The organism is Polaribacter gochangensis (genome assembly GCF_046224025.1).
In the GTDB taxonomy this organism is placed as follows: Bacteria; Bacteroidota; Bacteroidia; order Flavobacteriales; family Flavobacteriaceae; genus Polaribacter; species Polaribacter gochangensis.
This window is the reverse complement of sequence record NZ_JBJXRF010000005.1, coordinates 64,200-75,772: the sequence shown is the minus strand read 5'-3', so window position 1 is coordinate 75,772 and position 11,573 is coordinate 64,200. Positions and strand designations below refer to the sequence as shown.

The 11,573-nt window shown below is 31.9% G+C and carries 9 protein-coding genes and 2 tRNA genes; 8 read left to right on the top strand and 3 right to left on the bottom strand.

Going from position 1 to position 11,573, the window contains the following annotated elements:
• Nucleotides 1–39: 39 nt before the first annotated feature.
• Together trxB and ACEWL1_RS11355 are read right to left on the bottom strand one after the other, a co-directional pair.
• Nucleotides 40–978, bottom strand: coding sequence for a thioredoxin-disulfide reductase (trxB, locus tag ACEWL1_RS11360; protein WP_409233419.1), 939 nt, complete (start codon nt 976–978; stop codon nt 40–42).
• 109 nt (nt 979–1,087) lie between these two features.
• Nucleotides 1,088–2,200, bottom strand: a complete 1,113-nt coding sequence (locus tag ACEWL1_RS11355; RefSeq protein WP_409233418.1) for a PQQ-dependent sugar dehydrogenase — start codon at nt 2,198–2,200, stop codon at nt 1,088–1,090.
• A 128-nt stretch (nt 2,201–2,328) separates the two neighbouring features.
• On the opposite strand from ACEWL1_RS11355, the gene ACEWL1_RS11350 reads away from it, so the two are divergent.
• Nucleotides 2,329–2,403, top strand: a tRNA-Pro gene (locus ACEWL1_RS11350).
• Nucleotides 2,404–2,469: 66 nt separating this feature from the next.
• Here ACEWL1_RS11350 and ACEWL1_RS11345 read toward each other — a convergent pair.
• Nucleotides 2,470–6,087 carry a PAS domain S-box protein gene (locus ACEWL1_RS11345; RefSeq protein WP_409233417.1) on the bottom strand — a complete coding sequence of 1,206 codons (3,618 nt, stop codon included), beginning with the start codon at nt 6,085–6,087 and terminating at the stop codon, nt 2,470–2,472.
• A 253-nt stretch (nt 6,088–6,340) separates the two neighbouring features.
• Between ACEWL1_RS11345 and ACEWL1_RS11340 the strand changes: the two genes are divergently transcribed.
• The 7 genes from ACEWL1_RS11340 (at nt 6,341) to ACEWL1_RS11310 (ending at nt 11,513) form a co-directional block, all read left to right on the top strand.
• A tRNA-Thr gene (locus ACEWL1_RS11340) sits at nt 6,341–6,414 on the top strand.
• A 102-nt stretch (nt 6,415–6,516) separates the two neighbouring features.
• Nucleotides 6,517–7,122, top strand: a complete 606-nt coding sequence (udk, locus tag ACEWL1_RS11335) for a uridine kinase (protein WP_409233416.1) — start codon at nt 6,517–6,519, stop codon at nt 7,120–7,122.
• A complete protein-coding gene (locus ACEWL1_RS11330; protein ID WP_409233415.1) occupies nt 7,122–7,439 on the top strand; it encodes an FtsB family cell division protein in 318 nt (105 codons plus the stop codon). Before udk ends, ACEWL1_RS11330 begins: the two co-directional genes overlap by 1 nt.
• Nucleotides 7,439–8,788, top strand: a complete 1,350-nt coding sequence (locus ACEWL1_RS11325) for a methylmalonyl-CoA mutase subunit beta (protein WP_409233414.1) — start codon at nt 7,439–7,441, stop codon at nt 8,786–8,788. Before ACEWL1_RS11330 ends, ACEWL1_RS11325 begins: the two co-directional genes overlap by 1 nt.
• A 10-nt stretch (nt 8,789–8,798) precedes the next feature.
• Nucleotides 8,799–9,110: a hypothetical protein gene (locus ACEWL1_RS11320; protein ID WP_409233413.1), complete on the top strand. Its 312-nt coding sequence runs from the start codon at nt 8,799–8,801 to the stop codon at nt 9,108–9,110.
• An 11-nt stretch (nt 9,111–9,121) separates the two neighbouring features.
• The gene (gene scpA / locus ACEWL1_RS11315; protein WP_409233412.1) at nt 9,122–11,185 is read left to right on the top strand and encodes a methylmalonyl-CoA mutase; all 2,064 of its coding nucleotides are present in this window, start codon (nt 9,122–9,124) and stop codon (nt 11,183–11,185) included.
• 85 nt (nt 11,186–11,270) lie between these two features.
• A complete protein-coding gene (locus tag ACEWL1_RS11310) occupies nt 11,271–11,513 on the top strand; it encodes a hypothetical protein (RefSeq protein ID WP_409233411.1) in 243 nt (80 codons plus the stop codon).
• Nucleotides 11,514–11,573: the final 60 nt, after the last annotated feature.

The window sequence follows — 11,573 nt, the reverse complement described above, 5'->3', positions numbered from 1 at the left end:
GCAATCGCAGTCTCTTTTTTATTATAATATATAATTTACTTATTCTAAAGCACCTAAATAACGCTCCGCATCCAAAGCTGCCATACAACCTGTTCCGGCTGCAGTTACCGCTTGTCTGTATTCTTTATCTTGAATATCACCAGCAGCAAATACGCCAGGTAAATTTGTCTTTGTAGACTTTCCTTTGGTTATTAAATAACCTACTTCATCCATCTCTAAAACTCCTTTAAACAAATCAGAATTTGGTTTATGTCCGATGGCAATAAAAACTCCAGTAACATCTATATTATGTTTTTCTTTTGTTTGATTATTTACAACACGAACACCTTCTACAACAGTATCTCCAAGAACCTCATCCAATTCAGAATTGTATAAGACTTCAATATTTTTTGTTTTATTAACTCGATGTTGCATTGCTTTTGAAGCTCTCATAAAATCTTTACGAACTAATATGGTTACTTTCTTACAAATATTCGCTAAGTAGGTCGCTTCTTCAGCAGCAGTATCTCCTGCTCCAACAACAACAACATCTTGTCCTTTATAAAAGAAGCCATCACAAGTTGCACAAGCAGAAACTCCACCACCAATTAATCGTTGTTCACTTTCTAAACCTAAATATTTAGCTGTTGCACCAGTCGATATTATTATGGTATTTGCCTCAAGTTCTACTGATTCATCCACAATAACTTTGTGTATTCCGCCAACTTCTTCACTCAATTCAACTTTCGTTACCATTCCAAAACGAACTTCTGTTCCAAAACGTTCTGCTTGTTTTTGCAAATCGTTCATCATTGCAGTTCCATCTGTTCCGTTTGCGTAACCAGGAAAATTATCTACTTCAGTTGTAGTTGTTAACTGACCACCCATTTGCATTCCAGTGTACATCACTGGTTTCATATCTGCTCTTGCTGCATAAATTGCTGCTGTATATCCTGCTGGACCAGAACCGATAATTAAACATTTTATTCTTTCTGCCATTGTTGTTTTAATTTTATGATTGCAAATGTATTTTTTTTAAACTATTTTCTAAAGGATATTATATGATAAATTAAAATAGTTTTATAATAAAAACAAATAGTGCTGAAAATTATTTCTTTGGAAGAATTCTTACAATTCCCAATTGCTCAATTCCTGCATATAAATATCCATCATTTCCTTGCTCTATAGAACGAACTCTTCCTAAGCCTTCTAATATTTTTTCTTCTTTGACCACTTTTCCGTTTTTTAAAACACAGTACGATATGTAGTGAAACTTTAAAGAACCAACTAATAAATTGCCTTTCCATCCTGGATATTTATCAGAATTTACAAAAGCCATTCCGCTTGGCGCAATTGATGGTGTCCATTGATGTAATGGTTGTTCCATACCAGGCAAAGCTGTTTTATCTGTAAATTTTGTTCCGCTATAATTAATACCGTAGCTTATTGTTGGCCATCCATAATTTTTTCCTTTCTTAATGATATTGATTTCATCTCCGCCTCTTGGTCCGTGTTCGTGCGTCCAAATTTCTCCAGTAAACGGATTTATTTCCATTCCTTGCGGGTTTCTATGTCCGAAACTATAAACTGCTGATTTTGCATTTTTTATTTTCACAAACGGATTGTCTTTTGGAATTTTACCATCATCATGCAATCGGTAAACTTTACCTCCATCTTTTGTAAGATCTTGCGGATTTACATCTCTGTCTCCTCTATCTCCAACACTAAAATAAAGATATCCTTTTCTATCAAAAGCAATACGAGAACCAAAATGTTGTCCTCTTCTAGAATTTGGACTTGCTTTATATAAAACTTCTTGATTAATTAACCTGGCGTCACTCAATCTGGCCCTCATCAATGTTGTGTTTGCTCCATCTCCATCTCCTGAAGCTGATGAGTATGTAAAATAAATCCAGCCATTTTTTTTATAATTTGGATGCAATTCTATATCCAACAAACCGCCTTGGCCTTGCACTTTAATCTTTGGCAACCCTGAAATATTTTGCTTTTTACCATTTTTAAAATGAATTAACTTCCCTTCTTTTTCTGTTATTAACATCGAATTGTCTGGTAAAAAGGTAAATCCCCACGGAATTGATAAACCTGGAACAATCAATTCATATTCTTTACTTTCTTGTGGTTCTACATTGTTTTGTTTGATAAAACCAAGTAGTACAAAACACGTTAATATGATCCCGAAAATTGCTTTTAAATTCTTCATTTTATTGTTTATTTTTAAAACAGAAATACTTTACAATATAGAAATAATATAGTATGTTTGCAATCCGAATATTTGAGGTGTAATCTCTTGATTTTTTTAAGATAAATAACATTACAAATTTCAAATTTCGGGGTGTAGCGTAGCCCGGTCATCGCGCCTCGTTTGGGACGAGGAGGTCGCAGGTTCGAATCCTGCCACCCCGACTAAAAAAACTGATAATCAAATGATTATCAGTTTTTTTTTATTTGCGTATTATTGATGCTACGTTTTTATGTATTTGGTTTAACCAAAAATTCTATGATGACTTTTTTCATCGTTTCCAGAATTACAGGTTTTGTAATGTAATCGTCCATACCGTTTTCTATACTACGCTCTTTTTCGCCTTTAATAGTTCTAGCAGTTAATGCAATTATAGGTACATGACTTTCATTCATTTCCAATTTTCTTATCGCTTCTGTTGCTTCAAAACCACTCATGTTTGGCATTTGAATATCCATAAAAATAAGATCTATCTCTTTTTCTTCATAAAGTCTAACAGCTTCAAGCCCGTCATCTGCTTCCAAAATAGTTGCCTTTGGAAGGATTTTCTGTATAATTGTTTTAGATAAAAACTTATTAACGGGGTTATCTTCTGCTACTAATATGTTAAAGGATAATTCAGACAAATCACCACCTTCAATAACAGGCTTTTCTTGTTTCTTTTTTATTAATGGTTCATCAATTTTCCCAATCAGTTCAAACAATGTACTTATCTTGATGGGTTTTACCACATTAAACTGTACATCAAGTGCTTTACATTCTTGATGTATGATCTTATCATCTCCAGAACTGTGTAATAAAATAATTGGAAGGTTTACTGAGCCAATTGCCAGCTTCTTTCTAAGCTGTTTAATTAATTCCAATCCATCTAAACCTGGCATGTGATAATCTATTATTGCTAAATCAAAAGGGTTTTTCTTTTTCAAAAACTCAATGGCATCTGCACCATTATTAAAAGAGGTAGTTTCAATTTTATCAATAGCCAACATACGTTCTAAAATAGTACGATTGTTTGTATTGTCATCAATTATCAAAACGCTTTTAATGTTTTTTGAGTTTCGACCTATATATTCATCATCCTTTTCTACTTTAAAACTTACCTTAAATGAAAAAGTACTACCAACACCCAATTCACTTTCTACATGAAGTTGGCTATCCATTAGGTGAAGCAATTTATTGCTAATTGTAAGTCCCAAACCAGTTCCTCCGTATTTTCTAGTAGTTGATGAATCTTCTTGATCAAATGCTGAGAATATTTTCTTTAAGTTTTTTTGAGCTATACCCACACCAGAATCCCTTATAGAAAACTCATAAAGCATTTCTTTTTTATTGTTTGGGTTTGGTTCCGTTCTAATTTTTAGTTCAATTTCCCCCTTTTCAGTAAATTTTACTGAATTACCTAATAAGTTTGTTAAAACCTGACGTAAACGAACCGAATCTGCTTCGATAAATTTGTTTGTGTTTGGAGGAATATCTAGCAGTAATTCCAAGCCTTTTTCGTGTGCTTGATGTCTAATAATATCTATAGTTTGCTCACAAAGCTGCACCAAATCTATTCTCTCTTTACTAATTTCTAATTTACCTGCTTCAATTTTAGAAAAATCAAGTATATCGCTCAATAAATCCAACAAAACGTTTGCAGAATTGTATACAGTATCCATATACTTTTTCTGCACCGTAGAGAGATTGGTTCTCATTAATAAATCAGTAAAACCTATTACCCCATTTAATGGTGTTCTAATTTCATGACTCATATTGGCCAAGAATTCAGATTTAGATTTGTTAGCGGCTTCTGCCTTAAGTTTTGACTTTACCAAAGAAGTTTCCATTTTCTTTAACACAGAGATATCTGTAGCGACTCCCAAATAACCTGTGATTTCTCCTTCAGAGTTTTTGATTGCGGTAACTACTAGTTGCACAGGGAATCTTTCTCCATTTTTTCGAATATAAGTCCATTCGCTAGAATCATGTTCTCCTAAATTCGCTTTGTAAGTAAATACATCAAACCCTTTTATCTCTTTGTTGTACTTATTAGATAGTTCTAACTCTTTTTTTTCTATCTCTGTTGCATCATGTAATACTCCTACATTTAGTTTGCCCACAACTTCTTCTGCGTTATATTGTAATAAATTTTCTGCTCCTTTATTAAATTTTCTAGCAATACCATTTAAATCTGTTTCTATGATAGAAACATGTGTAGTGGCGTTGAGAAGGTTTTGTAGATCATTTAAAGTGTCTTTTAAAATTTTTTCTGATTTTACACTCTCAGTAATATCAACAACTTGACCGATAATAGAAGTGGGGTTACCATTTTTATCCGTTAATAAAGAAACATTTAAATAACAGTAAACAATTTTTCCGTTTTTATGAATATATCGTTTTTTTACACTGTAGGACTCCCGTTTTTTACTTATTAACTCACGTAATAATTCGGTGTCATTATACAAGTCGTCTTTATGAGTTATGTCTTTAGATTTAAGTTGTAAAAGTTCTTCTTTACTATACCCTATTATCTGAGATAAGTTTTTGTTAGTCATTAACCACTCACCTTCAATAGAAACAACACCCATTCCATTAGGAGAGTATTCAAAGGCGTTCATAAACTTATTAGAATTTTCTAACGAAAGACGTTCAAATTCTTTTCTTTTAGTAATATCTTCAACTTGAGTAATGATTAGGTCATCAGAATTATCATTACCTAATACAATAGACGTATTGGTGGCACACCAGATTATTTCTCTATTAGCAGTAAAATATTTAGCTTCTGTTTTATAGCTATTAATTTTTCCTGCAAGAAGTTTTTTTCTTTTTTCTATTGCTTCATCTAAATAATCGGGATGCAACAAATCTTTAAAGGTCATATTCAACATTTTTCCTTTATCAGATTCTTTAAAGCCAAAGATTTTATAAATAGATTTATTAATCATTAAAATCTCATTATTTGTATTTACAAGGAGAATCCCTAGAGAAGAGTTTGTAAAAACTTTTTCGAAACGCTCATTGGCACCTTTCATTTGTAGCTCACGTTTCTTTTTCTCGTTAATATCTTGAAAAGCTCCGTAAATTCTAATACATTTTCCATTCTCAAATTCGGGTTTCCCAAAAGATCTCACCCATATTTCATTCCCTTTTGCGGTTACAATTTTAAGCTCAGTATCAAATGAATCTCCTTTTTCTATAGCATCATTTACCAATTTAGTAATGAGGTCTCGATAATAACCTTCTTTATAAAAATTGATTCCTGTAGTTAAATCAGGTACATATGTTTGTGCTACTTCATGAATGTCTTTTGTGACTTTTGTCCAGGTAACAGTACCCAAAACCAAATCTACTTCCCAACCACCAACTCTTGCAATTTCATTCGTTTCATCGTAAATTTTCTGAAATTTATCTAAAGCTATATTTTTACTTTTTAAACCAACAGTTCGTTCTTCTGGTTTTTCTGGTTTTAAAAACTTAATGATTAGACCTTTTCTATTTTCAGTTTTATCTACAATGGTTTTTCCTATTGCTAGTAGTGTTATTTTTTCACCTTCATAATCTTTAAATTCAAAAACGGAATCGAAATTTTTAGAACCATTTTTATGGCAGGTTTGCAACCATTTTTCTAGCTTCTTCTTTTCTGTTGGAATTAAAATATTGGTGAAAATATCAGAAGTATCTTGATCTTCAGAAGTTGAATATTTCAAGGTTTTCTTAAAAGAATCGTTTATGAATAAATCATTAGGATTGGTAAGATTACAATACCATACTCCGTAAAGCACATCTTCTGTTAACCAATCATACAAATATAATTTTTCTTGAAGTAAGGTGTAAAATTCTTCTTTGAGGGTAAAAGATTTATGCATAGTAAAGAATCTAAATAGTGCCAAACATTCTTGTTAATTACAATTTATGCTAACGGATTAAACTTAGATTACAAATTAAGATTATTTAATTAAATTACTATATCTTTTCTTAATTATTTTAAAAAACATAGCTCATTAAAATAAAAAAGAGGCAAGCTTTTTAAGAACCAATTTTTATTTTTAAAAAAATTAAAAAATAGTTTGTCAATATCAGAAATGATAATATATTTGCCACGCTTAAAAATAAGCAAAAGCCGATGTAGCTCAGCTGGCTAGAGCAGCTGATTTGTAATCAGCAGGTCGGGGGTTCGAGTCCCTTCATCGGCTCTTTAAGGTCCTTTCAAAAGAAAGGACTTTTTTTATGCTTAAACTTGAATGAATTTTCATTAAATTTGTTCACAATTATCACACATAAATCACCTTATCATTATGCTTATAATTGGAATTGCTGGAGGAACAGGAAGTGGAAAAACTACTGTTGTTAATAAAATAATAAAAGAGCTTCCTACCGATGAGGTTTGTGTAATATCACAAGATTCGTATTACAAAGCTACCAACGAATTAAGTTATGAAGAGCGATCAAAAATAAATTTTGATCACCCTAGAGCTATTGACTTCGAATTAATTATTGAGCATTTAAAAAAATTAAAAACGGGCAAAACCATTAATCAACCTGTTTATTCTTTTGTTACACACAACAGAACCAAAGACGTTGTTAAAACACATCCAAGAAAAGTAGTAATTGTTGAAGGGATTTTAATCTTTAACAATGAAGAGTTAAGAAATCTTTTTGACATAAAAATATTTGTGCATGCTGATACGGATGAAAGATTAATTAGAAGAGTTCGAAGAGATATTAATGAGCGCGGTAGAGATGTTAACGAAGTTTTAAGTAGATATCAAGATACTTTAAAACCAATGCATCAACAGTTTATTGAGCCAACAAAAAATTTTGCTGATATTATTATCCCAAACGACAGGCACAATAATGTTGCTATTGATATAGTTAGAACTGTAATCAGTAATAAACTATAATGACTTTTAAGCAGTTTAAACAAAATAAATTTGTCATATTTTTTACCAATAGATATGTAATTATTCTAATTGTATTTTCAATTTGGATGTTATTTTTTGATGAAAATTCTTATCTTGTACACAGAGAGTTCAATAAAGAAATTGATGAATTAGAAACTGCAATAGAATTCTACAAAAAAAAGATTGAAGAAGATAAACTAACTATAAAGAACTTAGACGACTCTTTACAAATAGAACGATTTGCTCGAGAGCAATATTTGATGAAGAAGAAAAATGAAGATATTTATATTATAGAATTTGATACCATAAAAAAATAATGAGTTCAACGTTATTTAAACACTTTAATACCACTTCTGCTGCAGCTTGGAAACAAAAAATTCAGGTTGATTTAAAAGGCGCGGATTACAACGATACGCTTTTATGGAAAACAGATGAGGATATTGTTGTAAAACCATTTTACACAAAAGATGACAGAAAAAACAGTACCACAACAGAAACCAAATTCAATAGTAATATTTCTCAATCGCTTTTTATTAATGATGAAAAAATAGCCAACTACATAGCTCTAAACGCTCTTGAAAAAGGCGCCAATGCTATTGAATTTATTGCAGACAAAACCTTTGATTATAAAGCTGTCATCAAACATATTGACACCAACCAAACAACACTTTATTTTAGGTTTTATTTTTTAGACGCTATATTTATTCATGAAGTTGCCAAATGTGTCAATTCAGAAAAATGCTTTATACAGGTTGATATTATCAATAATTTAGCCCAAAGCGGAAATTGGTTCACAAATTTAAAAGCAGATCATTTAGCCTTTGAAAACGTTGTAAATTCTTGTAATAATTCTGTTGGAGTTGATGCTACTTTATATCAAAATGCTGGCGCAACAATTACACAACAATTAGCATATGCATTAGCCCATGCGAACGAATATCTAAATCATTTCGGTAAAGGCATTGCACATAAATTTCATTTTAATTTTGCGGTTGGAAGCAATTATTTTTTTGAAATCGCCAAGCTAAAAGCTTTTAGAATTCTTTGGAAATCGCTTTTAAATGAGTACGATGTGACAGAAACAAACACACATATTTTTGCACAACCAACACTACGAAATAAAACAATTTACGATTATAATGTAAATATGTTAAGGACAACATCAGAATGTATGAGTGCAATTTTAGGGGGCGCAAACACAATTAACAACCTACCTTACGATAGTGTTTTTCATAAAAAAAATGAATTTGGAGAGCGTATCGCAAGAAATCAATTGCTGATTTTACAAAAAGAAAGCTATTTAGAAAATGCAAATACTTTTGCAGATGGTTCGTATTATATAGAAAGTATTACCAATCAGTTAGCAGAAAAAGCGCTACAAATATTTAAAGATATTGAAAAATCTGGCGGATTTTTAAAACAGTTAAAACAAGGAGTCATCCAACGAAAAATTACTGAAAGTGCGACTAAAGAACAAGAAAAATTTGACAAAAAAGAAATTGTTTTATTAGGTACAAACAAACAAGCTAATAAAGATGATTTCATGAAAAATGAAATTGAAATTTATCCGTTTGTAAAAATAAAACCGATCAAAACATTATTATCTCCCGTAATAAAAAGACGATTGTCTGAGTCTGTTGAAAAAAATAGAATAAATTCAGAATAAAACTATTATTATGGTAAAAGAAAAAACAGTAGTTGAGCAAGAAACAAAACAGCGAGTACTAAAAAAACGTGTCAAAAAAATAAAAGGAAAAATACCATACTCTATTTTTATTTTTATTTTTTTTGCAATTGCCCTTGTATTTTTACTAGAAGGAAAGCTTGATAAATTTTTGGGTAATAGTTATAATTTAATTCTCGTTATTAGTGCTTTTTTTGTTTTAACAACAGCAATTTATATCGTTATAATTACTCTTAAAATTAAAGACATCAATAAAGAAATTCAATCTTTAGGAGAAAAAATGTATAAAAAAATGAAGTTATAAGTTCTTACAAAATGAATAGAAAAAATCTTCAAAACATTTCATTGTCAACTCCTAAAAATCAAGATGAAAATACTTTTTTTCACGAAGATTTTGTTGCAGGAATTCCGCCTTTTTTACGCGGGCCCTACTCTACAATGTATGTACGTAGACCTTGGACAATTAGACAATATGCTGGATTTTCTACAGCAGAAGAAAGCAATGCTTTTTATAGAAGAAATTTAGAAGCCGGTCAAAAAGGCTTGTCTGTTGCGTTTGATCTGGCAACTCACAGAGGCTACGATTCCGATCATGAACGTGTGCAAGGCGATGTTGGTAAAGCGGGAGTTGCAATCGATTCTGTTGAGGATATGAAAATTTTATTTGACCAAATTCCATTAGATAAAATGTCGGTTTCTATGACAATGAACGGTGCCGTTTTACCCATTTTAGCTTTTTATATTGTAGCTGCTGAAGAACAAGGTGTTGCCCCGGAAAATCTTTCTGGAACCATTCAGAATGATATTCTAAAAGAATTCATGGTGCGAAATACCTACATTTATCCGCCAACGCCCTCTATGAAAATTATTGCTGATATTTTTAAATATTCAAGCAATAAAATGCCGAAATTTAATTCTATTTCCATTTCTGGGTACCATATGCAAGAAGCTGGTGCAACTGCAGAAATTGAACTGGCATATACATTAGCAGACGGATTAGAATATATCAAAAAAGGAATTGAAGCCGGAATGGACATTGACAGTTTCGCTCCTCGTCTTTCTTTTTTCTGGGCAATTGGAATGGATCATTTTAGAGAAATTGCAAAAATGCGAGCAGCAAGAATGTTGTGGGCAAAGATTGTACAAGAGTTTAATCCGAAGAATCTAAAGTCATTAGCATTAAGAACCCATTGTCAAACAAGCGGTTGGTCATTAACAGAACAAGATCCGTTTAATAATGTTGCCAGAACTACTATTGAAGCTATGGCTGCTGCTTTTGGAGGAACGCAAAGTTTACACACAAACGCATTGGATGAAGCCATCGCTTTACCAACAGATTTTTCTGCAAGAATTGCAAGAAACACACAAATATATTTACAAGAAGAAACCAATATTACCAAAACGGTTGATCCTTGGGCAGGGAGTTATCATGTTGAAAAATTGACAGAAGATATTGCCAATAAAGCTTGGGAACTAATCAAAGAAGTAGAAGAACTGGGCGGAATGACCAAAGCTATTGAAAAGGGAATTCCGAAAATGCGAATTGAAGAGGCTGCCGCAATTAAGCAAGCAAAAATTGATAGTGGCCAAGATGTGATTGTTGGCGTCAATAAATACCAACTAAAGGAGGAAGATCCTTTACATATTTTAGAAGTTGATAATGAAGCGGTTCGTTTGTCGCAAATTGAACGTTTAAACCAACTAAAATCTAAAAGAAATACAGCCGAAGTTGAAAAATCTTTATTAGCTTTGACTGAAGCTGCAAAAACTGGTGAAGAAAATTTGTTAGAATTAGCAATTATTGCTGCAAGAAACAGAGCAACATTAGGCGAAATTTCTGATGCCTTAGAAGTAGTCTTCGGAAGACATAAAGCAGCTCATAAAACCATTTCTGGCGTGTATAGTAAAGAAATAAAAGAAGACAAAACTTTTAAAGAAGCATCTGAATTAGCAGATAATTTTGCTACATTAGAAGGAAGACGTCCAAGAATAATGATTGCCAAATTAGGGCAAGATGGTCATGATAGAGGCGCAAAAGTAGTAGCAACGGGTTATGCTGATTTAGGTTTTGATGTAGATATTGGTCCGTTGTTTCAAACGCCAAAAGAAGCCGTTAGACAAGCCGTAGAAAATGATGTTCATATTTTAGGAATTTCTTCGTTGGCTGCCGGACACAAAACGTTGGTTCCGCAAGTAATTTCTGAATTAAAAAAATACGGACGCGAAGATATTATGGTGATTGTTGGTGGCGTAATTCCTGCACAAGATTACCAATTTTTATTTGATGCTGGCGCAGTTGGTGTTTTTGGTCCAGGCACAAAAATTGCTCAAGCTGCTATTGATATGTTAACTATTTTAATTGATAGTATTGCAGAATAACATCCTTTTAAAGCAACTATAAAATAACAAAAGTGAATAGCTATTAACCTATATAGATGAAAGCTTTGTGGATTGTTACTTAGAGTTGAACGCTAATTTTTATTGTGAAAGAGCGGTTTTCACTTCCACCTTTTTTAAAGTTAGCGATAGCATGTATTATTATGAAGGAGAAGAATATGCAATTCTACATGATAGTTTACAAGACAAACTAACGGCTATGATTACCATTGACAAAACTGCTTTTGAAATGCAATGGAACAAAGTTTATACGGGGAAAGATGAAATTACATTTTTATTAAAACGTGCCGAGTTTAGACGAGAGAATTAATTGTTTCTTCTATTAAAAAAACAGTTAAATCCAAACGTTTATTCAAGCTTTTATCCTTAA